Here is a 19,621-nt window from a genome sequence, read left to right as displayed (position 1 = left end):
GGCGCGGCGGCATGCGCATCCGCGTCGTCCGCGCCCGCAGCATGGCCGATGCCATGCGCCTGCTCGCCGCCGAGCTGGGGCCGGAGGCGGTGCTGCTCGCTTCCCGCCGCGTCGGCGAGGGCTATGAGGTTACCGGCGGGGTGGAGCCGGAGCCGCCCGACGGGCCGCCCGAGGAACCGCTGCCCAAGGAATTTCTGGAGGAGCCGCTGATGCCCGCCTTTTCCCCCGCGCAGGCGCCGCTCCCGGAAAGCTTCGCCCTGCCGCTGCCCGCCCTTTCCACGGCCGGCCCCCCCCTGCGGGGCGGGGCGGCGGAGGAGGCTGCGGCCGCGCTGGCCTTCCATGGCGTGCCCGGGGCGCTGCGCGACCGGCTGCTGTCCGGCCCGCTGGAGGCCATGCTGGCCGCCACGCTGCGCTTCGGCCGGCTGCCGCCGCCGGAGGAGCGCCCGCTGCTGCTGGCCGGCCCCCCCGGCGCCGGCAAGACGCTGACCACGGTGAAGCTGGCGGCGCGCCAGGTGCTCTCCGGCGCCACGCCGCCGTTGATCGTCGACACCGACCAGCAGCGCCCCGGCGCGGCGGCGCAGCTCGTCGGCGTCGCCGCCCTGCTGCGCGCGCCGCTCAGCCACGCCGCCAGCCCGGCCGCCGCGCTGCAGGCCGTGGCGCTGCGCCCGCCCGGCGGCGTGCTGATCGACACCCCCGGCACGGACCCGTTCGACCCCGAGCAGGCGCGCGCCCTGCTGGCGCTGATCCAGGCCACCCGCGCCCATGTCGCGCTGGTGCTGCCCGCCGGGCTGGACAGCGCCGAGGCGGCCGACCTGGCCCGTGCCTTCCGCGCCCTCGGCGCCACCCACATGATCCCGACGCGGCTGGACGCCACGCGGCGGATGGGGGGGCTGCTCTCCGCCGCCGCCGCCGCCAGCCTGGTCATCGCCGAGGCCGGCGCCGGCAACCGCCTGGCCGACGGGCTGCTGCCGCTCTCGCCCGCCTGGATGGCGGAGCGCCTGCGCCGCCGCACCCATGCCGGCCCGCCCGGCTCCACGGCCGCCCATCAGCCCGCCGCGACGGCGGCGCGCAACGCCCTGTTCCGTGCCCCTGCCACGCTTCCGGCCGGAGACTTCGCATGATGATCGAACCCCGCGCGGCCTTCTCCCCGGAGCCGCTGCTGCCCGAGCCGCTGTTGCCGGAGCCCTTGCTGCCGCCGGGCCGCATCGTCGCCGTCGCCTCCGGCAAGGGCGGCGTGGGCAAGACCTGGCTTTCCATCACCCTGGCCCAGGCGCTGGCCCGGCGCGGCCTGCAGGTTCTGCTGGTGGACGCCGATCTCGGCCTCGCCAATGTCGATGTGCAGCTCGGCCTGCAGCCGGAGCGGGACCTGCACGGGCTGCTGACCGGCCGGCTCAGCCTGCGCCAGGCGGTGCTGCGCCACCCGGCGGGCGGCTTCGACGTGCTGGCCGGCCGCTCCGGCAGCGGCGCGCTGGCGGCGATGGAGGCTGCGACGGTGGAGCGCGTCGCCGCCCTGCTGCGCGACGGCGCCACCTTCTGGGACGTGGTGCTGCTCGACCTCGGCGCGGGGCTTGCGCCGCCGACGCGCCGCCTCGCCGCCAGCGCCGACCTGCTGCTGGTGGTGGCCACCGACGAGCCAACCAGCCTGACCGACGCCTATGCCGTGCTGAAGCTGCACGGCCAGGACCGGCCTGGTGCCGAGGCGCGCATCGTGGTGAACCAGGCGATGGACGCGGCGCGCGGCCGCCGCACCGCCGCCACCCTGCAGCGCGCCTGCGTCACCTTCCTGCGCCGGCAGGTGCCGCTGGCCGGCGTGGTGCGGCGCGACGAGAAGGTGCGCGATGCCATCCGCCGGCAGACCCCGCTGCTGACACGCCACCCCGGCAGCGCCGCGGCGGCCGATGTGGAGGCTCTGGCCGGCGGGCTCGGCCTGCGTGCCGCCTTCGCCGCGGTGCGGTGAAGGGTTTACAAAATCTCTCCTCGCAAGGGGGCTTGCCGGATCGGCCGGACGACCATCCGGCCGGCAGGGAAACAGGCTGTTAAGACCTGAGGAGAAGATAGGCAGTCTTCTTGCTCCAGGACCCTGCCCCGATGCGCCTTCTGAAGAATTTGTCTGTGGGGATGAAGCTGGGCCTCTCGGTCACGCTCACCCTGATCCTGCTGACGGTGCTGGTGGTGCGCACCAATCTCGGCCTGTCGGAGATCGACGAGCGGGTGAGCGACCTGCACACGGCCTCCACGGCGGACACCACCCTGCGCAGCGCCCTCGCCGAGGCGGCGCGCGCGGCGCTCGCCAACAGCACGGCGGAGAACGCGCAGTCGGCCGCCGCGCTCGACACCGCCTGGGCCAGCAACCAGGCTGCCCTCGAGGCGCTGCGCGGCCGGGTGCAGGAGAGCCTGGCGATGCTCTCCGGCGAGGACCGCGCCCAGGCCGAGGCCGTGCTGCCGCGCATCGATGCCTATGCCAAGGCCCTGGAGGCGGTGATCCAGCAGCGCCGCATGCTGCTGCAGCGGCGCGACGAGGTGCTGTTCCCCGCGATGGGCGAGTACGACCAGCGCTTCGAGGCGGTGCAGGCCAGCCTGCAGTTCGACCTGACCGAACCGGGCCGGGTGGACGAGATGCGCCAGCGGCTGATGTCCTACCACGCCGCCGTGGGCGAGATGCGCGCCAGCATCCAGCGCTTCCTGAGCACGGAGGATGAGGACCAGTCCCGCCGGCTGCGCCGCGCCATCGCGCAGCAGCGCGTGCACCTGCGCGGCTTCCAGTCCGGGCCGTTCAACGATTCCCTGCGCCAGAGCGTCGAGGTGCTGGGCCGCGCCAGCACCACTCTGGCCAGCGCGTCGGATGAGTCGGTGAATGCGCTCGACGCCATCCGCACGCTGCGCGAGCAGCAGGTGCGGCCGGCGATGGCGCAGCTGGAGGAGGCGCTGGACGGCGTCAAGGACCGGCTGGCGCTGCGCGCGCAATCCTCCATCGCCGCCGCCGAGGCGGCGATGGAGACGGTGCGGCAGAACACGCTGATCGCCGGCGTGCTGGTCGGGCTGGTGGCGGTGCTGGCCGGCTGGGGCACCACCCGCGCCATCTCCGCCCCGCTCCGCCGCCTCTCCGGCATCCTCGCCCGCATCGCCGGCGGCGACGCCAAGGTGGAGGTGACCGACCGCGACCGCCGTGACGAGATCGGCGCCATCGCCGGTGCCGTCGAGGCGCTGCGCGGCACGGTGGCCGAGGCCTTCGCGCAGCGCCAGATGCTGGAGCAGATGCCGACGGGCGTGGTGATGGCGGACCCGGAGGACGGCTTCCGCATCACCTACCTCAACGCCCGCATGCGCGAGATCCTGACCGAGCGCATCCCGCAGATCCTGCCCTGCCCGGTGGAGGAGGTGGTGGGCCGCAGCATCGATATCTTCCACCGCCAGCCCGGCGCCATCCAGGAGATCCTGGCCGATGGCTCGCGCCTGCCCTACCGCACCCGCATCCGCGTGGGCGCGGAGGTGATGGACCTCAACGTCTCCGCCATCCGCGACAATGCCGGCGGCTATGTCGGCCCGATGATGGTCTGGACAGTGGTCACGGAGCAGGCGCGCCTCGCCAACACCTTCGAGGGCGAGGTGGGCGGCGTGGTCGAGACCGTGGTGGCCCGCAGCGGCGACATGGAGACGGCGGCCCGCCATCTCTCCGCCAGCGCCGAGCAGTCCGACCAGCAGGCCGGGCTGGTGGCCGACGCCGCCGGCCGCGCCAATGCCGATGTGCAGGCGGTCGCCGCCGCCTCCGAGGAGATGGCGGCCTCCATCGTCGAGATCACCCGCCGCGTCTCCGAGGCCGCCTCGGTGACGCGCCAGGCGGTGGCCGAGGCGCGCGCGACCGACGAGACCATGCGCAGCCTGGCCGAGAGCGCGGCGCGCATCGGCGATGTGGTGAAGCTGATCGGCAACATCGCCGGGCAGACCAACCTGCTGGCCCTGAACGCCACGATCGAGGCGGCCCGCGCCGGCGAGGCGGGCAAGGGCTTCGCCGTGGTGGCCTCCGAGGTGAAGAACCTGGCCGGGCAGACCGCCCGCGCGACGGAGGAGATCGGCAGCCAGATCGCCGAGATCCAGGCGGTGACGACGCGCGCGGTGGAGGCCATCCGCGGCATCGGCAACACGGTGGAGCGGACCAACGAGATCTCCACCGCCATCGCCGCCGCCGTCGAGGAGCAGGGGGCGGCGACGCAGGAGATCGCCCGCAGCGCCGCGCAGGTGGCCGAGGCCACCGGCACGGTGACGCAGCGCATCGCCAGCGTGCGGCAGGTGGCGCAGGAGACGCGCCAGGCGGCGACGGGGATGCTGGGCGCCACGGAGGAGCTGGCCAGCCAGGCCGGGCAGCTCCGCACCCGCTCCAGCGAGTTCCTGGTGGCGATCCGCGCCTGAGGCGCGGGACCCTGGAAAGGCCGGCGGGCCGGTGCCCGCCGGTGCGGAAGCCTCTTGTCTCCGCCGCCTCGGTCGTGACAATTCCGCAAGGCCCGGAGGATGCGGGCCATGAGGAAACGCCCGATGTTCACCCGCCGCGATCTCGGCAGGGCCGCCCTGGCCCTGCCCGCCTTCTCCCTCGCCCTCCCGCGCACGGGCTCTGCCCAAGGCGCCGCCGGCTTCCCCGCCCACACGGTGACGATGGTGGTGCCCTGGGCCGCCGGCGGCTCCACCGACGCGGTGGCCCGCATCCTGGCGGCACGCCTCTCGCAGGACACCGGCAAGAGCTTCGTCATCGACAACCGCGCGGGGGCGAACGGCACGATCGGCTTCGCCTCCGTCGCGCGGGCGCGGCCGGACGGCCATACGCTGCTGGTCGGCACCGTCAGCACCTATGCCATGGCGCCGCACCTCTACAACCTGCCCTATGACAACGCGCAGGCCTTCACCGGTGTCGGCCTCATCGCCGCGCAGCCGATGATCCTGGTGGTGCCGAAGGCCTCGCCCGCCCGCAGCCTGGCGGAGTTCGTCGCCCTAGCGAAGCAGCCCGGCCACACCATGACCTTCGCCAATTCCGGCACCGGCAGTTCCACCCATCTGGCGACCGAGCTGTTCCTGCAGGCCGCCGGGCTGCGGCTCGGCGATGTCGGCTACCGCTCCGGCGCGCAGGCGGTGCAGGGCACGATGCAGGGGGAGGTCTCCATGGTCATCCAGGCCGCCTCGGGCCTGCTGCCGCTGATCCAGGCGGGGGAGCTGCGGCCGCTGGCCATCTCCTCGCGCGAGCGCAGCGCCGTGGCGCCGGAGATCCCGACCTTCCGTGAGCAGGGCTTCCCCGAATACGAGGCGGAGGAGCACATCGCGCTGCTGGCCCCGGCCGGCACCCCGGCCGAGATCGTCACCCGCCTGCATGCGCTGACCCGCGCCGCCATGACGGCGCCCGAGACGCGCGAGCGCCTCGCCGCCCTGGCGGTGACGCCCGAGACCCAGACGCCCGCCGAATGGCCGGCCTACCACACGGCGGAGAACGCCAAGTGGCGCGCGGTGATCCGGAGCCGCAACATCACCGTGCAATGAGGCCGTGGCCGCCGCGCCCGATGGCGCGGCGGCCGGCCGCTCAGGCCTCGTCCTCGACGGTGTTGACGAGGGTGCCGATGCCCTCGATCTCGATCTCCATCGTGTCGCCGCCCTTCATGAAGACCGGCGGCTTGCGGGCATAGCCGACGCCGCTCGGCGTGCCCGTGGCGATGACATCGCCTGGCTCCAGCGTCATCGCCTCGGAGAGGATGGCGAGGATGCGCGGGACGGAGAAGATCATGTCGGAGGTGTTGCTGTCCTGCATCGTCTCGCCGTTGAGGCGGGCGGTGATGCGCAGCGCGTTGGGCCCCTGCGGCAGCTCGTCGGGCGTGACGATCTCGGGGCCGAGGCCGCCGGTGCGGTCGAAGTTCTTGCCCATGCCCCACTGGGTGGATTTGCGCTGGTAGTCGCGCACCGAGCCCTCGTTCATGCAGGTGTAGCCGGCGACGCAGGAGAGCGCCTCGGCCTCGCTGAGGTGCCGCGCGCGCTTGCCGATGACGATGGCCAGCTCCGCCTCGTAGTCGAACTTGTCGGAAGCCTTCGGCCGCAGCAGCGCCTGGCCGTGCGCGGCGAGCGAGGTGGGGCCGCGGAAGAACACCGCCGGATAGTCGGGGATGGGGTTGTTCCCCTCCTTGGCGTGCAGCGCGTAGTTCAGCCCGATGCAGACGACCTTGCCGGGGCGCGGAATGACGGGCAGCAGGGTCAGCCCGGCGAGCGGCCGGCGCGGCGCATCGGCGAGGCGCGCGGCCAGGGCGGGTGCGCCCTCCGGCAGCCCGAGCGCGGCCAGGGCCAGGGCAGGGTCCTGCGGCAGGCCCGGCACCACGTCGGCGAGGAGAACGACCTCCGTGCCCAGCCGGGCACCGAGGGCCGCGCGCCCCTCGTGCTGGAAAGCGATCAGGCGCATGGGAAAATTCCTTCCGGGGTTTCCGGGAGTCTTATCGAAAAACCGCTGTCGTCAATCCGCATTTGCGGCAATCCTTGCATTGCTCCCCAGGAATGACGATCATGCGGCGCCCATGCCACCTTCCGACACCCCGCCTGACCTGCCGGACACCACGCTGGCGCGTGCCATGTACCGCCGCCTGCGCGCCGATATCCTCTCCGGCGCCCTGCCGCCCGGCGGCCGCCTGACACTGCGCGCGCTGGCGGAACGCTACGGCGCCGGTGCCTCGCCGATGCGGGAGGCGCTCTCGCGGCTGGCGGCGGAAGGGCTGGCGGAGCAGGCGGAGCATCGCGGCTTCCGCGTTGCGGCGGCGCCGCCGGGTGCCCTTGCCGGGCTGATCCGCAGCCGCGTGCTGGCCGAGTGCGCGGCGCTGCGCGAATCTCTCCGCTGCGGCGATGCCGCGTGGGAGGAGGCGGTGCTGCTGTCCGGGCACCGGCTGCAACGCCTGGCGCGCTCGCTCGACCCGCAGCGGCTCGTCGCCAACCCGGCGTGGGAGGAATGCCACCGCCACTTCCACCGGGCGCTGCTGGCCGCCTGCGGCGCGCCGGAGCTCCTGGCTTTCTGCGACAAGCTGCGCGAGGAGGCGCAGCGCTACGGGGCGATCTCCAGCCTCCGCGCCTATCCGGGCCGGGAGGTGGCCGCCGAGCACGCCGCCATCGCCCGCGCGGTGCTGGCGCGCGACGCCGAGGAGGCCGCCGCCCTGCTGGCCCGGCACTACGAGCAGACCGGGGCCTATGTCGGCGCCGGGCTGGAGGGCGGCGCGGCATGATCGACTTCCGCCCCGCCCCGGCCCGGCTGCCGCCGGAGGAGCGCATCTATGCCGTGGGCGACATCCATGGCTGCGCGGCCCGGCTGCGGCGGCTGCACGCGCTGGTGGCGGACGACCTCGCCGCCCGCCCCGTCGCGCGGCCGACGCTGCTGCATCTCGGCGACTACGTGGACAAGGGCGAGGACAGCGCCGGCGTGCTGGACTGGCTCAGCGGCCCCCCGGCCCTGCCGGCGCGGCGCATCGACCTGGGCGGCAACCACGAGGCAACAATGCTGGCGGCGCTGGAGGGCGCGCCGGGCGACGTGGCGGACTGGCTGTGGTGCGGCGGCCGCCCCACCCTGCAAAGCTACGGCCTGCCGGCCGAGGCCGCGCCCGCGCTGTGGCGCGAGGCAATCCCGGCCGCGCATCTGGCGTGGATGCGGCGCCTCGGGCGCTGGCACCGGGCGGGGGGGTATCTGTTCGTCCATGCCGGCATCCGGCCCGGCCTGCCGCTGGAGGCGCAATCGGCGGAGGACCTCATCCGCATCCGGCAGCCCTTCCTCTCCAGCGAGGCGGCGCACGGTGTCGTGGTGGTGCATGGCCACACCGCGCGGGCGGAGCCCGAGATCCGCCACAACCGCATCAATCTCGACACCGCCGCCTGGTCCGGCGGCCCCCTCACCTGCGCCGTGCTGGAGGAAGGCCGGCTGGGCTTCCTCCAGGCCTGAGGCGCGGCGGGCAGGCTCAGGCGGGCGGTCCCTCCGGCCGCGCCGCCTCCGGGTGTTCCGCGGTCTCGTCCGGCGCGGCGGCGCGCGGCACGCCGGGGTTGTTCTCCAGCCGGTCGCGGTGCAGCGCGGTGCGCGCCACCAGCATCAGCGTCACCGGCGTGGTCAGCACCACCAGCGCGCCCACCAGCACCTCGTGGATCACCAGCCGCGACTGCAGCGCGGTGAACACCACCATGGAGGCCAGCAGCACGCAGCTGATGCCCATGGAGGTGGCAATGGTGGGCGCGTGCAGCCGGTCGTAGAAGGTGCGCAGCCGCAGCAGGCCGAAGGAGCCGGCCAGCGACAGGAAGGCCCCCGCCAGCACCAGCGCCGACGCCAGCAGCGCCACCGGCGCAGGAAGCTCCGCCAGATGGTTCATTCGATCACCTCGCCGCGCATCAGGAACTTGGCCAGCGCCGCGGTGCTGACGAAGCCCAGCAGCGCCACCACCAGCGCCGCCTCGAAATAGAGGTCCGTACCGGTGCGGATGCCGAAGGTCAGCAGCAGCAGCATGCCGTTGATGTAGAGGATGTCGAGCCCCACCACGCGGTCCTGCGCACGCGGGCCATGCAGCACGCGCCAAGCGGTGCAGCCGAAGGCGAGGCCCAGCATGATCTGCGCGGCGAACAGCGACCAGCTCAGCACCACAAGGCTCATCGGAAGATCTCCAGCAGCGGCGCCTCGTAGCGCTCCTTGACGATATGCACCCACTCCGCCTCGTCGATCAGGTCGAGGACGTGCAGCAGCAGCCAGCCCTCCTCCGGGTCGAATTCCAGCCAGGCGGTGCCGGGCGTGGCGGTGAGGATGCAGGCCAGCGCGGCGAGCGCGTGCGGCTCCCGCAGCGACAGCCGGATGTGCATGAAGCCGGCGCGGCGCGCCGGCCTGCGGCTCAGCACGATCCGCGCCACGGCGATGTTGGAGCGGATGATGTCGACGAAGACCCGGCCCAGCAGCCGCAGGATTAGCCCGGGGCGGCGGATGCGCACCTGCGGCGGGTCCAGCAGGGCCAGCGCCCAGCCGCCGAGCACGGCGATGATGGCGCCCACCACCACCGGCCCCGGCGCCACGCTGCGGCTGGCCAGCAGCCAGAAGACGAACAGCCCGGCCGATACGACCGGGTGCGGCAGCAGCCACCTCATGGCCGGGCCTCCGTCGTGCCATCCACCGGCACCACGCTGCCCATGTAGCTCGGCGCCGTGTGCAGCGCGCTGGCGGTGGCCTGCATGTAGCGCAGCACCGGCCCCGCCCCCGCCGTCATGCCGATGCACAGGCCGAGCAGCAGCAGGATGGGGGCGATCTCCACCACGCCGACGCGCGGCACGGCGCGGTCGGTGGCCGCCCACAGGCTGCGGATGCCGGCGCGCGTCATCGCCAGTACCGTGGCGAGGCCGGAGAGGATCAGCGCCGCCAGCAGCGCCCAGCCATCGGGCGGCACCGCCGCCGCGCCCTGCCCCAACCCCTGCGGGTTGAGGATGCCGTCCAGCATGGCGAACTTGGCGATGAAGCCGGAGAGCGGCGGCAGCCCCGCCAGCACCAGGGCGCAGCAGAGGAAGCAGCCGCCGAGCACCGCCATGGTGGCGGGGATGGGCGTGCCCACCTCGACCTCCTCCTCATCCTCCTCGGTCTTGCCGCCATAGGCTTCCTGGGTCACCGCCAGCACGTCGGCGCCCACTTCGCGGCCGCGCTCCAGCAGCTCGACCAGCAGAAAGAAGGCGCCGATCGCCAGGGCCGAGCTGGCCAGGTAGAACAGCGCGCCGCTGGTGACGGCCTCCTGCCCCGCCCCCAGCGCCGCCAGGGAGGTGCCGGAGGAGATCAGCACGCTGGCACCGGCCAGGCGCGAGAGGTCCTGCGTGGCCAGCACGCTGATGGCGCCGAAGGCGATGGTGGCCAGCCCGCCGAGGAACAGCCAGGTGCTGCCGAAGCCGGCCGACGCCCCCGCCTCGGCGCCGAACAGCAGCAGCGAGAGGCGCAGCACGGCGTAGAAGCCCACCTTGCTCATCATCGAGAAGATGGCGGCGGCGGGTGGGCTCGCCGCCGAATAGGTGGGGGCAAGCCAGAAGCCCATCGGCCACATCGCCGCCTTGGCCAGGAAGGCCATGGCCAGGATGGCGGCGCCCGCCTCCAGCAGCGGCCGGTCCTCCGCCGGCAGGGCGGGGATGCGGGCGGCGAGGTCGGCCATGTTGAGCGTGCCCGCCACCCCGTAGATCATGCTGACGCCGATCAGGAACAGCAGCGAGGCCGCAAGATTGATGGCGATGTAGTGCAGCCCCGCCTTCACCCGCGCAACGCCCGAGCCGTGCAGGGCGAGGCCATAGGAGGCGGCCAGCAGCACCTCGAAGAAGACGAAGAGGTTGAACAGGTCGCCGGTGAGGAAGGCGCCGTTCAGCCCCATCAGCTGGAACTGGAACAGGGCGTGGAAATGCGCGCCCATGCGCTGCCACCGCACCAGGGAAAAGAGCAGCGCGGCGAGGCCGAGCACGGCGGAGAGCAGCAGCAGCATGGCCGCCAGCCGGTCCACCACCAGCACGATGCCGAACTGCGCCGGCCAGTTGCCGAGGCGGTAGACGAAGACCGGCGCCGCATCGCCGGCATCGGCCAGGAAGGCCAGGGCGATGGCGATGGCGAGCAGGCCGAGCGCCGAGGCGACGCCCAGCGCCGCGCGCAGCCGGCCGCGCTGGTCGTCCATCGGGATCATGATGGCGCCGGCCAGCAGCGGCAGCAGGATCGGCGCGATGGCGAGGTGTTGCATCCAGCCGCTCAATGGTCCTGCCTCCGCCCGTCCACATGGTCGCCGCCGGTCAGGCCGCGCGCGGCCAGCATCACCACCAGGAACAGTGCCGTGGTGGCGAAGCCGATGACGATGGCGGTGAGCACCAGCGCCTGCGGCAGCGGGTCGGCATACTGCGCCGGGTCGCCGGCGGTGCCGGGCTCCAGCACGGGCGGCCGCCCCACGGGGAAGCGGCCCATGCTGAAGATGAACAGGTTGACCGCGTAGGAGAGCAGCGAAAGCCCGATGATGAGCTGAAAGGTGCGCGGCCGCATCAGCAGCCACACGCCCGAGCCGCCCAGCACGCCGATGCTCAGGGCCAGGATGAGTTCCATCAGCGCTCCTCCTGCGGGGCCGGCGGGGGTGTCGGGGCGGCGCGCTGGCTGCGCACCGACTGGTGGGCGATGGCGATCAGCATCAGCACCGTGGCGCCGAACACCAGGGCGAAGACGCCGATGTCGAAGATCAGCGCGCTGGCCACCGGCAACTTGCCGAGCCAGCCGAGATCGGCATAGGCGAAGTAGGAGGTCAGGAAGGGTTGCCCGAAGGCCATGGCGGCGAGCCCCGTGCCGCCGGCCAGCAGCAGCCCCGCCGACATCCAGCGCAGCGGATGGACGCGCAGGTGGTCCTCCACCCAGCGCGTGCCGCCGGCCATGTATTGCAGCAGGATGGCGATGGCCAGCATCAGCCCGCCGGCGAAGCCGCCGCCCGGCAGGTCGTGCCCGCGCAGCAGCAGGTAGACCGCCACCACGCCGATCAGCGGGAAGAGCAGCTTCATGGTGACGGCGGGCACCATCATCCAGTTCCGCACGTCGCCCTGCTGCTGGTCCGGCACGCCGATGCTCTCCGGCGCCGGGCGGAAGCGGCGCAGCAGCGCGAAGACGGTGAGCGCCACGATGCAGAGCACCGTGATCTCGCCGAAGGTGTCGAAGCCGCGGAAATCCACCAGGATGACGTTGACCACGTTGGTGCCGCCGCCCTCGGTGTAGGCGCGCTCCAGGAAGAAGCGGGAGATGCCCTCGGGCGAGACGCGGGTCATGGTGGCGTAGGAGATGGCGGTCAGGCCCAGGCCCGCTCCCAGCGCGATGGCAAAGTCGCGGTAGCGCCGCAGCCGCGACAGCAGCCGGCCGGAGCCGGCGAGCTCGAGGCGCTTGGGCATCCAGCGCAGGCCGAGCAGCAGCAGCACCGTCGTCACCACCTCGACCAGCAGCTGGGTCACCGCGAGGTCGGGCGCCGAGAACCAGACGAAGGTGATGCAGACCGCGAGCCCGGCGCCGCCCAGCAGCACCAGCGCCGCCAGCCGGTGGTACTTGGCCTGGTAGGCGGCCGCCAGGGCGCAGAGGCTGCCCGCCAGCCAGACCAGCCCGATCACCGGATCGGCCGGGCTCAGCTGCAGCACGCCGAGGCCGAAATCATGCGGCGCCAGCGCCAGTACCGCGGCCAGGATGGTGACGCAGACCATCAGCCGCAGCTGGGTCTGCAGCCGGCTGGTGCCGAGCAGCCGCTCCAGCGTGCGGGCGAAGCGCCAGGAGAGGAAGACCATCACCCGGTCGAACAGGCGCCTTCCGTCCAGGCGGCGCAGCAGCGGCGTGCCGTCGATGCCGGCGTTCAGGTGGCGTTGCAGCAGGCGGTAGAGCAGCGCGCCGCCGGCCAGGGCGATGAGGCTCATCACCAGCGGCAGGTTGAAGCCGTGCCAGACCGCCAGGCTGTAATAGGGCGTGGCCTCCCCCAGCACCGAGCGCACCGCGACATCGAGGAACGGCCCGATGGTGGCGGCGGGCAGGATGCCCACCACCATGCAGCCGAACACCAGCACCTCCACCGGCAGGCGCATCCATTGCGGCGGCTCGTGCGGGGTGTGCGGCATGTCGCCGGTGGTGGGGCCGAAGAAGGCGCCGTGGATGAAGCGCAGCGAGTAGGCCACCGCGAAGATGCTGGCGAGCGCCGCGCCGAGCGGCAGCAGGCTGTGCAGGAGGGTGGGCGCCGTCGAGGCCGACAGCGTCTCGGTGATGAACATCTCCTTGGAGATGAAGCCGTTCAGCAGCGGCACGCCCGCCATGGCGGCGGCGGCCACCATCGCCAGCCGCGCCGTGAAGGGCATGGTGGCGTTGAGGCCCGAGAGCCTGCGGATGTCGCGCGTGCCGGTCTCGTGGTCGATGATGCCGGCGGCCATGAACAGCGAGGCCTTGAAGGTGGCATGGTTCATGGTGTGGAAGATCGCCGCCACCATGGCCAGCGGGCTGTTGAGGCTGAGCAGCACCGTGATCAGCCCGAGATGGCTGATGGTGGAATAGGCCAGCAGCCCCTTCATGTCGTGCTGGAAGATGGCGACATAGGCGCCGAGCAGCAGCGTGATCATGCCCGCGCTGCCGAGGATCCAGAACCAGGCGTCGGTGCCGGCCATCACCGGCCAGAGCCGCGCCATCAGGAAGATGCCGGCCTTCACCAGCGTCGCCGAGTGCAGGTAGGCCGAGACGGGGGTGGGCGCCGCCATGGCGTGCGGCAGCCAGAAGTGGAAGGGGAACTGCGCGCTCTTGGTGAGGGCGCCCAGCAGGACCAGGACCAGCGCCGGCAGGTAGAGCGGGTGGGCGCGGATGACATCGCCCGAGGCCAGCACCCGGTCCAGGTCGTAGCTGCCGACGATGTGGCCGAGCAGCAGCACGCCCGCCAACAGCGCCAGCCCGCCGCTGGCGGTGACGGTGAGCGCCATGCGCGCGCCGTCCCGCGCCTGGGCGGAGTGCTGCCAGTAGCCGATCAGCAGGAAGGAGAAGAGGCTGGTCAGCTCCCAGAAGAAGACGAGCTGGATCAGGTTGCCCGACAGCACCAGCCCCATCATCGAGCCCATGAAGGCGAGCAGGAAGGCGAAGAAGCGCGGGATCGGGTCGTCCGAGGACATGTAGTAGCGCGCGTAGAGCACGACCAGCAGCCCGATGCCCGCCACCATCACCGCGAAGACCGAGGCCAGGCCGTCCAGCCGCAGGACCAGGTTCAGCCCGAGCTGCGGCACCCAGGCGATCTCGGCGCGGACCACCCCGCCCTCGGCGATGGTGGGATAGTAGCAGAGCCACACCATGGTGAGCGTCAGCAGCGCGACGGCACCGGCCAGCCAGGATTCCAGCCTGCGGGCATTGGCCGGCAGCAGCGCGGTGACCAGCGCCCCGAGATAGGGCAGGCCGATCGCCGTCGAAAGGTAAAGAGCATCAGGCATCAGCGGCGGTTCTCTCCTTCAGGCCGGGAAGAAGGGCGGCGGAGTGATGGGTGCCCCGCAGAGGAGGCGGGCGGGCTCAGACAGCCTCGTCGGGACTGTCCACCTCCGCGGCCTGAAGCATGGCGAGCGCCTCGGCGCCGGAGCGTGCCTGGCGGAGCTGGCGCGGCAGCTGGTTGCCCCGCAGCACGCGGCAGATGCCCGAGAGCGCCGGCAGGAAGCCTTCCGCGCTGTTCTCCGGCCACAGGACCATGAAGACCAGATCGACCGGCTCGCCGTCCCGCGCTTCGAAGTCGATCGGCCGTGTCAGGCGGGCCAGCAGGGCCAGCGGCGTGCCCAGCCCCTCCAGCCGCGTGTGGGGCAGGCCGACGCCACGGCCGAGCGCGGTGGAGCCAAGCCTTTCCCGCGCCTGCAGGGCATCCAGCACCGTCGGCCCGTCATAGGACAGGCGGGCGGAGGCTTCCTGCGCCAGCATCTCGAGAAGCTCCTTCTTGTCTCCTGGAGAAAGAGAAAGAACAGAATCCTCTCCGCTGAAGAGTTTTTTGATGGCCATGACTTTTCCCGAAAATACATCCCCGGCCGAGGATATGGGTCTGCAACAGAATGAAGGCGCGAAGTATAGTTTCTTTATCTTCAAGTGTATCGCAATTTTCCGAGAAGATTGCAAGTTATTTAACTGTTGTGTTGCCGGACCGAATGGCTGGCGGTTCCGGCACCAGGACGTGTCCACGGCCAGATGCGGAACGCCGGCACGCGGCCTTCGTTCCGTGGGCTCAGGGGCGGAATTGTCTCGGGGGTGGAGGCCGGGCGGGCACGCCGCCGGGAGGCTGGCGCGGCCAGAAGCGGTGCCGCCGCTCCTGGCCGCGTTCTCAGCTCTGGCTGCTGCCGTTGCCGCCGCCCAGCGCCTGCCCGCCGAGCTGCTCGACAAGCTGGGCCACGGCGGTATGGTCCTGCCCCGGCCCAAGCAGCGTGCCGGCGCTGGCCCACATCTCGCGGCACAGCGCGGCGAAGGGCGTCGGCGTGCCGCTCTCCCGCCCCACCTCCAGGGCGATGGAGAGGTCCTTCACCATCAGGTCCAGCCCGAAGCCGGAATCGAAGCGACGCGACAGCACGAACTGCTTGAACTTCTTCTGCGTGCTGTTGTTCATGCCGGTCGAGCTGTTCAGCGCATCGACCATCAGCGCCGGGTCGAGGCCGAATTTCTGGCCGATCAGCAGCGCCTCGATGCCGATCAGGAAGCCGCCGGCCGAGACGAGGTTGTTCAGCGCCTTCATCGCCTGGGCGTTGCCGATGCCGCCGCAGCGGTGCACGGAAGTGCCCACCGCCTGCAGCACCGGCTCGATGCGGTCGAGCACCGCCGTCTCGCCGCCGGCCATGATGGCCAGCTCCCCCATGCGGGCGCGCGGCACGCCGCCCGAGACGGGGCAGTCGGCCATCGCGCAGCCCTTCGCGGCCAGGCGCTCCGCCAGTTGCCGCGTGACACCCGGCACGCCGGAGGACATCTCGATCACCACCGCGCCGGCGGGCAGGCCCTCCAGCATCTCCTCCACCACCGCCGCCACATGCTTGCTGGTGGGCAGGATGGTGATGACCGCGTCGGCCCCCGCAGCGGCCTCGGCGGCGCCGGCGGCGGCCTGGCCGCCCACCTCGCGGGCGAAGTCCCGCGCGCGGTTGGGGACGGCGTCGGCCACCGTCACCGCGAAGCCCGCCTTCAGCAGGTTGGCCGCCATCGGCCAGCCCATGTTGCCGATGCCGACGAAGCCGATGCGGCGGATCGCGCCCTCGCTCATTCCGCCGGCTTCTCGGGCAGCGCGCCCTCGGCCTTCAGCACCTCATGCGCCGCCTTGAAGGCATCGAGCCCGGCCGGTATGCCGGAATAGACCGTGGCGTGCAGCAGGATCTCCTTGATCTCCTCCACGGTGACGCCGTTGTTCAGCGCCCCCTTCACATGCAGCTTGATCTCGGGCGTCTTGCCGAGCGCCGTCAGCATGGCGAGGTTCAGCATGCTGCGCGTCTTCGGCTCCAGCCCCGGGCGGTTCCAGGCATAGCCCCAGCACCATTCGGTGGTGATGCGCTGGAAGGCCATCATGAAGTCGTCGGCCCTGGCGATGCTGCCGTCCACGTACTCGCTGCCGAGCACCTTGCGGCGCATCTCCAGGCCCTTCTCGAACATCTCGCTCTCGGCCATCGGCCCATCCTCCCTGATGATGGGCCGCAGCTTGCGGAAAACGAGATTGTCGGTCAATCCGTCAGCGCATCCGCCGGGTCCAGGATCTCGCCGCGCTCGATCACGAAGGTCTGCTCGACCAGTTGCCGCAACAGGGCCGGGCTGCTCTCGGTGATCAGGATGGCGACATCGGGCAGCGCGTCGCGCAGCCGCGCCAGCGCCTCGGCGTAGCGTTGCGCCAAGGCGGGGGCGAGGCCCTGGAAGGGCTCGTCGAGCAGCACGGCGCGGGTGCCCACCATCAGCGCCCGGCCCAGCGCCACCATCTTGCCCTGCCCGCCCGAGAGCCCCGCCGCCTTGCGCGGCGCGAAGTCGCGCAGTTCGGGCAGCAGGGTGAGGACGAGGTCCAGCCGCCGCGCCATCTCGGGCTGGGGCAGCCGCAGCACCTCGGCCGGCAGGCGGAGGTTCTCCAGCACGGTGAAGCTGCCGAACAGCCGCCGCTCCTCCGGCGCGTAGCCGATGCCGAGCGCCGCGCGGCGATACGCGGGGGCGCCCGTGCAGTTCTGCCCGTCGACGACGATGTTGCCGCCGCGCACCGGCAGCAGCCCCATCAGCGCGCGCAGGGTGGTGGTCTTGCCGGCGCCGTTGCGGCCGATCAGCGCCACCCGGCCACCGGGCGGCACCGCCAGGTTGACGCCGCGCAGCACCGGCGCGCCGGCGATATCCACCGAGACATTCTCAAGCCGCAGCATGGGCGCCTCCACCGGGCTGGATGCCAATGACGTCGCGCTGCACCATGGGGTCGGACAGGACCTGCTCCGGCGGGCCGAGCGCCGCGATCCGGCCCTGCCCCCACACCGCCACGCGGTCGGCGATGCGCGCCACCACGTCCATGTCGTGCTCGACGAACACCGCCGTCACGCCGGCCTCGCGCAGCACCCGCGCCAGCGTCTCCACCACCGCCATCTTGTCGGCGGCGGCGACGCCGCTGGTCGGCTCGTCCATCAGCAGCAGGCGCGGCTTCATGGCCACCGCCATGGCGATGTCGGTGAGCTTGCGGGTGCCCTCGTTCAGCGCATCCGCCCGCTGGTGCGCGGCGGCGGTGAGGCCGAAGCGCTCCAGCAGCGCCTCCGCCTCCGCCCGGAAGGCCGGGCGCAGCAGCGGGCGGAAGGGCGAGAAGGTGCCCTCCCGCGCGGCCACCGCCATGGCCGCGTTCTCCAGCACCGTGTGCTCGGTGAAGAGCTGCGGCAGCTGGAAGGAGCGGGCGATGCCCATGCGGACGATGTCGCGCGGCTTCATCCCCAGCACCTGCCGGCCCTGGTAGGTGATGGAGCCGCCCTGCGGCCGCAGGTGGCCGGTGCTCATGTTGATGAAGGTGGTCTTGCCCGCGCCGTTGGGACCGATGATGGCCAGGAACTCGCGTTCCATCACGTCGAGGTTGATGCCGTCGGCGGCCTTCACGCCGCCGAAGGCGAGGCGCAGATCCTGCGCCGAGAGCAGCACGCTCATGCCGATTTCCTCCGCCGCAGACCCTGCGCCATGCCGACCAGCCCGCCCGGCGCGAACAGGATGACCAGCAGCAGCACCGTGCCGAGGATGAGCTGCCAGGCATCGGCCAGGTTGGCCGCCGCGTAGACCCGCGTCAGCTCATAGACGACGGCGCCGAGGAAGGCGCCCAGCACGCTGCCCGCGCCGCCCAGGATGGCGATGAACACCAGCTCGCCCGAGGCGGTCCAGTAGGCCAGCGCCGGCGTCACGTGGCGGGAGGTGAGCGCGATGATGGTGCCGCCGCAGCCCGCCATCAGCGCCGAGAGCGCGTAGGCGGAGAGCAGCACGTAGCGCGCCGGCACGCCCATGAACTCCAGCCGCGCCTCGCGCGTCTTGATCCCGGCCAGCGCCTGGCCGAGCGGGGCGGCGAGGTAGACCCGCACCAGCAGCGCGAAGCCGATCGCCAGCACCAGCGCGATGCCGAACACCGCCCATTCATAGGTGGGGCCGGTGAGGGTCTGGCCGAGGAAGGTGGGCACGGGGAGGCGGATGCCGTCCGTGCCGTGGGTGATGGTGTAGAGCTTCTCCAGCAGCGAGTAGAACACCATGCTGAGCGCCAGGTTCAGCATGCCGAAGAAGATCTCGCGGTAGCGCATGACGAACAGGCCGACCACCAGCCCCACCGCGGTGGAGGCCAGCGCCGCCAGCGGCAGCAGCAGCAGCACCTCCGGCATGCGGGGCGCCACGAAGGCCACGGTGTAGGCGGCGATGGCGACATACATGGCATGGCCGAAGCTCACCTGCCCCGCGCGCAGCAGCAGCAGGATGCCGAGCACCGTGATGCCCTTGGCGAGCGCGATGGTCAGCACGAAGCGCAGCCAGGGCACGCCCCAGGCGATCAGCACCAGCAGCAGCGCGCCGGCCAGGCCGGCGAGAATTTCGAGGCGGGACCTGCTCATATGCGCCGCGTCTCCGTCACGCCGAACAGGCCCTGCGGCCGCACCAGCAGCACCAGCACCATGATCAGGTAGGGGATCACCACCTCCAGCTCCGGCTCCAGGTAGACGGCGATGGAGCGGCCGAGGCCGATCATCACCGCCGCCAGCGCCGCGCCCTCGATCTGGCCGAGGCCGGCGGTCGCCACCACGGCGAAGGAGAGCACGATGGTGGAGGCGCCGATGCCCGGCACCATGGAGGTCATGGGCGAGGCCAGCGCGCCGCCCAGCGCCGCCAGCGCGGCGCCGAAGGTGAAGGTGAGCATCGTCACCTTCGCCGCGTCGATGCCCTGGGAGGTGGCCGCCTCGCGGTCGGTGGTGACGGCGACGATGACGCGCCCCGTCAGTGTGCGGCGCATGAACCAGGCGAGCCCCACCAGGGTCAGCAGCGCGATGCCCGGCAGCACGAAGAGCTGGTAGGCGGTGAAGGGGATGACATCGGCGCCGAAGGGCACGTCCACCGTGCCGAGCAGCTGCATCGGCGTCTCGTTGGAGACGGGCTGCACCCCCCAGATGAGTTTCTGCACATCCTCGAGGATCATGAACAGCGCGAAGGTGACGAGGAGCTGCAGCACCGGCTCCTGCGTCTCCACCCGCTTGAGCAGCACGCGCTCGATCAGCGGGCCGAGGATGACGCCCACCAGCGCCGCGGCGATGACCAGCATCGGGTAGGAGAGCCAGGCCGGCAGCCCGGCGGCGACCATCGCGGCGGTGAGCGAGGCGGCGGTGTAGGCGCCGATGGCGTAGAGGCTGCCATGCGCCACGTTGAGGATGCGCAGCACGCCGAACACCAGGTTCAGCCCCACCGCCACCATGAAGATGGCGGCGGCCGAGGCCAGCCCGTCCAGCACCGCGAGCCCCAGCAGCAGCCCGTTATCGGAAAGCCATTCCATCATGCGCGGCACGCCTCCAGCCGCGCGGGCATGGCCCACGCTTTCTCGTTCATTCTCTCTCCCCTTTTCCTGACATGTGCTGCCAGCGTTGCGCTACTGTTCCATGGGCCTCCAAGCCCGTCAACAAATCA

The 19,621-nt window shown here is 72.1% G+C and carries 20 protein-coding genes; 6 read left to right on the top strand and 14 right to left on the bottom strand.

From position 1 onward, the window contains the following. Nucleotides 1-11 precede the first annotated feature (11 nt). The 4 genes from CR165_RS13215 to CR165_RS13200 all read left to right on the top strand — a co-directional run bounded on the left by CR165_RS13215 (nt 12) and on the right by CR165_RS13200 (nt 5,520). Nucleotides 12-1,121: a flagellar biosynthesis protein FlhF gene (locus CR165_RS13215; RefSeq protein WP_109517473.1), complete on the top strand. Its 1,110-nt coding sequence runs from the start codon at nt 12-14 to the stop codon at nt 1,119-1,121. Next, nucleotides 1,118-1,957 carry a nucleotide-binding protein gene (locus CR165_RS13210; protein WP_181378150.1) on the top strand — a complete coding sequence of 280 codons (840 nt, stop codon included), beginning with the start codon at nt 1,118-1,120 and terminating at the stop codon, nt 1,955-1,957. The genes CR165_RS13215 and CR165_RS13210 overlap by 4 nt, the downstream gene beginning before the upstream one ends. A gap of 131 nt (nt 1,958-2,088) precedes the next feature. Continuing rightward, entirely contained in the window at nt 2,089-4,407 is a 2,319-nt protein-coding gene (locus CR165_RS13205) for a methyl-accepting chemotaxis protein (RefSeq protein WP_109517472.1), read from the top strand. Between the two features lie 123 nt (nt 4,408-4,530). Further along, on the top strand, nt 4,531-5,520 hold the full coding sequence (locus CR165_RS13200; RefSeq protein ID WP_109517471.1) for a Bug family tripartite tricarboxylate transporter substrate binding protein: 990 nt from the start codon (nt 4,531-4,533) through the stop codon (nt 5,518-5,520). Between the two features lie 40 nt (nt 5,521-5,560). Here the strand turns inward: CR165_RS13200 and CR165_RS13195 are convergent, their stop codons facing one another. After that, nucleotides 5,561-6,424, bottom strand: a complete 864-nt coding sequence (locus tag CR165_RS13195) for a fumarylacetoacetate hydrolase family protein (protein WP_109517470.1) — start codon at nt 6,422-6,424, stop codon at nt 5,561-5,563. Nucleotides 6,425-6,536: 112 nt separating this feature from the next. On the opposite strand from CR165_RS13195, the gene CR165_RS13190 reads away from it, so the two are divergent. Further along, complete coding sequence (locus CR165_RS13190; protein WP_181378149.1) at nt 6,537-7,232, top strand: GntR family transcriptional regulator; 696 nt, start codon at nt 6,537-6,539, stop codon at nt 7,230-7,232. Beyond that, nucleotides 7,229-7,939 (top strand): metallophosphoesterase, encoded by a 711-nt coding sequence (locus tag CR165_RS13185; protein ID WP_109517468.1) that lies wholly within the window; start codon nt 7,229-7,231, stop codon nt 7,937-7,939. Before CR165_RS13190 ends, CR165_RS13185 begins: the two co-directional genes overlap by 4 nt. 16 nt (nt 7,940-7,955) lie before the next feature. Here CR165_RS13185 and mnhG read toward each other — a convergent pair whose 3' ends face one another. The 13 genes from mnhG to CR165_RS13120 form a co-directional block, all read right to left on the bottom strand. Then, nucleotides 7,956-8,357 carry a monovalent cation/H(+) antiporter subunit G gene (gene mnhG / locus CR165_RS13180; RefSeq protein WP_109517467.1) on the bottom strand — a complete coding sequence of 134 codons (402 nt, stop codon included), beginning with the start codon at nt 8,355-8,357 and terminating at the stop codon, nt 7,956-7,958. Continuing rightward, complete coding sequence (locus CR165_RS13175) at nt 8,354-8,635, bottom strand: K+/H+ antiporter subunit F (RefSeq protein ID WP_109517466.1); 282 nt, start codon at nt 8,633-8,635, stop codon at nt 8,354-8,356. The genes mnhG and CR165_RS13175 overlap by 4 nt, the downstream gene beginning before the upstream one ends. After that, nucleotides 8,632-9,117 carry a Na+/H+ antiporter subunit E gene (locus tag CR165_RS13170; RefSeq protein WP_109517465.1) on the bottom strand — a complete coding sequence of 162 codons (486 nt, stop codon included), beginning with the start codon at nt 9,115-9,117 and terminating at the stop codon, nt 8,632-8,634. Before CR165_RS13170 ends, CR165_RS13175 begins: the two co-directional genes overlap by 4 nt. Then, nucleotides 9,114-10,727 carry a monovalent cation/H+ antiporter subunit D gene (locus tag CR165_RS13165; RefSeq protein WP_109517596.1) on the bottom strand — a complete coding sequence of 538 codons (1,614 nt, stop codon included), beginning with the start codon at nt 10,725-10,727 and terminating at the stop codon, nt 9,114-9,116. Before CR165_RS13165 ends, CR165_RS13170 begins: the two co-directional genes overlap by 4 nt. Nucleotides 10,728-10,735: 8 nt before the next feature. Beyond that, the gene (locus tag CR165_RS13160) at nt 10,736-11,080 is read right to left on the bottom strand and encodes a Na+/H+ antiporter subunit C (protein ID WP_109517464.1); all 345 of its coding nucleotides are present in this window, start codon (nt 11,078-11,080) and stop codon (nt 10,736-10,738) included. Continuing rightward, nucleotides 11,080-13,953 carry a monovalent cation/H+ antiporter subunit A gene (locus CR165_RS13155; RefSeq protein WP_109517463.1) on the bottom strand — a complete coding sequence of 958 codons (2,874 nt, stop codon included), beginning with the start codon at nt 13,951-13,953 and terminating at the stop codon, nt 11,080-11,082. Before CR165_RS13155 ends, CR165_RS13160 begins: the two co-directional genes overlap by 1 nt. A 76-nt stretch (nt 13,954-14,029) precedes the next feature. Then, entirely contained in the window at nt 14,030-14,503 is a 474-nt protein-coding gene (locus tag CR165_RS13150) for a PTS sugar transporter subunit IIA (protein WP_109517462.1), read from the bottom strand. Nucleotides 14,504-14,819: 316 nt separating this feature from the next. After that, nucleotides 14,820-15,740 carry an NAD(P)-dependent oxidoreductase gene (locus CR165_RS13145; RefSeq protein ID WP_109517461.1) on the bottom strand — a complete coding sequence of 307 codons (921 nt, stop codon included), beginning with the start codon at nt 15,738-15,740 and terminating at the stop codon, nt 14,820-14,822. Beyond that, on the bottom strand, nt 15,737-16,195 hold the full coding sequence (locus CR165_RS13140) for a carboxymuconolactone decarboxylase family protein (RefSeq protein ID WP_245906389.1): 459 nt from the start codon (nt 16,193-16,195) through the stop codon (nt 15,737-15,739). Before CR165_RS13140 ends, CR165_RS13145 begins: the two co-directional genes overlap by 4 nt. After that, on the bottom strand, nt 16,192-16,866 hold the full coding sequence (locus CR165_RS13135; RefSeq protein WP_109517460.1) for an ABC transporter ATP-binding protein: 675 nt from the start codon (nt 16,864-16,866) through the stop codon (nt 16,192-16,194). Before CR165_RS13135 ends, CR165_RS13140 begins: the two co-directional genes overlap by 4 nt. Further along, nucleotides 16,853-17,623: an ABC transporter ATP-binding protein gene (locus tag CR165_RS13130; protein WP_109517459.1), complete on the bottom strand. Its 771-nt coding sequence runs from the start codon at nt 17,621-17,623 to the stop codon at nt 16,853-16,855. The genes CR165_RS13135 and CR165_RS13130 overlap by 14 nt, the downstream gene beginning before the upstream one ends. After that, nucleotides 17,620-18,561 (bottom strand): branched-chain amino acid ABC transporter permease, encoded by a 942-nt coding sequence (locus CR165_RS13125; RefSeq protein WP_109517458.1) that lies wholly within the window; start codon nt 18,559-18,561, stop codon nt 17,620-17,622. Before CR165_RS13125 ends, CR165_RS13130 begins: the two co-directional genes overlap by 4 nt. Then, on the bottom strand, nt 18,558-19,493 hold the full coding sequence (locus CR165_RS13120; protein WP_109517457.1) for a branched-chain amino acid ABC transporter permease: 936 nt from the start codon (nt 19,491-19,493) through the stop codon (nt 18,558-18,560). Before CR165_RS13120 ends, CR165_RS13125 begins: the two co-directional genes overlap by 4 nt. Nucleotides 19,494-19,621 lie beyond the last annotated feature (128 nt).

This window comes from Teichococcus aestuarii, assembly GCF_003116135.1.
In the GTDB taxonomy this organism is placed as follows: Bacteria; Pseudomonadota; Alphaproteobacteria; order Acetobacterales; family Acetobacteraceae; genus Pseudoroseomonas; species Pseudoroseomonas aestuarii.
The sequence above is the reverse complement of the archived record's forward strand: the minus strand, read 5'-3'. Positions and strand labels throughout refer to the sequence as shown.

Excerpts from the sequence above, each read along its gene's own strand:
- CR165_RS13215 (WP_109517473.1), top strand. The coding sequence starts at position 12 with ATGCGCATCCGCGTCGTCCGCGCCCGCAGCATGGCCGATGCCATGCGC.
- CR165_RS13210 (WP_181378150.1), top strand. The coding sequence starts at position 1,118 with ATGATGATCGAACCCCGCGCGGCCTTCTCCCCGGAGCCGCTGCTGCCC.
- CR165_RS13205 (WP_109517472.1), top strand. The coding sequence starts at position 2,089 with ATGCGCCTTCTGAAGAATTTGTCTGTGGGGATGAAGCTGGGCCTCTCG.
- CR165_RS13200 (WP_109517471.1), top strand. The coding sequence starts at position 4,531 with ATGTTCACCCGCCGCGATCTCGGCAGGGCCGCCCTGGCCCTGCCCGCC.
- CR165_RS13195 (WP_109517470.1), bottom strand. The coding sequence starts at position 6,424 with ATGCGCCTGATCGCTTTCCAGCACGAGGGGCGCGCGGCCCTCGGTGCC.
- CR165_RS13190 (WP_181378149.1), top strand. The coding sequence starts at position 6,537 with ATGCCACCTTCCGACACCCCGCCTGACCTGCCGGACACCACGCTGGCG.
- CR165_RS13185 (WP_109517468.1), top strand. The coding sequence starts at position 7,229 with ATGATCGACTTCCGCCCCGCCCCGGCCCGGCTGCCGCCGGAGGAGCGC.
- mnhG (WP_109517467.1), bottom strand. The coding sequence starts at position 8,357 with ATGAACCATCTGGCGGAGCTTCCTGCGCCGGTGGCGCTGCTGGCGTCG.
- CR165_RS13175 (WP_109517466.1), bottom strand. The coding sequence starts at position 8,635 with ATGAGCCTTGTGGTGCTGAGCTGGTCGCTGTTCGCCGCGCAGATCATG.
- CR165_RS13170 (WP_109517465.1), bottom strand. The coding sequence starts at position 9,117 with ATGAGGTGGCTGCTGCCGCACCCGGTCGTATCGGCCGGGCTGTTCGTC.
- CR165_RS13165 (WP_109517596.1), bottom strand. The coding sequence starts at position 10,727 with ATGCAACACCTCGCCATCGCGCCGATCCTGCTGCCGCTGCTGGCCGGC.
- CR165_RS13160 (WP_109517464.1), bottom strand. The coding sequence starts at position 11,080 with ATGGAACTCATCCTGGCCCTGAGCATCGGCGTGCTGGGCGGCTCGGGC.
- CR165_RS13155 (WP_109517463.1), bottom strand. The coding sequence starts at position 13,953 with ATGCCTGATGCTCTTTACCTTTCGACGGCGATCGGCCTGCCCTATCTC.
- CR165_RS13150 (WP_109517462.1), bottom strand. The coding sequence starts at position 14,503 with ATGGCCATCAAAAAACTCTTCAGCGGAGAGGATTCTGTTCTTTCTCTT.
- CR165_RS13145 (WP_109517461.1), bottom strand. The coding sequence starts at position 15,740 with ATGAGCGAGGGCGCGATCCGCCGCATCGGCTTCGTCGGCATCGGCAAC.
- CR165_RS13135 (WP_109517460.1), bottom strand. The coding sequence starts at position 16,866 with ATGCTGCGGCTTGAGAATGTCTCGGTGGATATCGCCGGCGCGCCGGTG.
- CR165_RS13130 (WP_109517459.1), bottom strand. The coding sequence starts at position 17,623 with ATGAGCGTGCTGCTCTCGGCGCAGGATCTGCGCCTCGCCTTCGGCGGC.
- CR165_RS13125 (WP_109517458.1), bottom strand. The coding sequence starts at position 18,561 with ATGAGCAGGTCCCGCCTCGAAATTCTCGCCGGCCTGGCCGGCGCGCTG.
- CR165_RS13120 (WP_109517457.1), bottom strand. The coding sequence starts at position 19,493 with ATGATGGAATGGCTTTCCGATAACGGGCTGCTGCTGGGGCTCGCGGTG.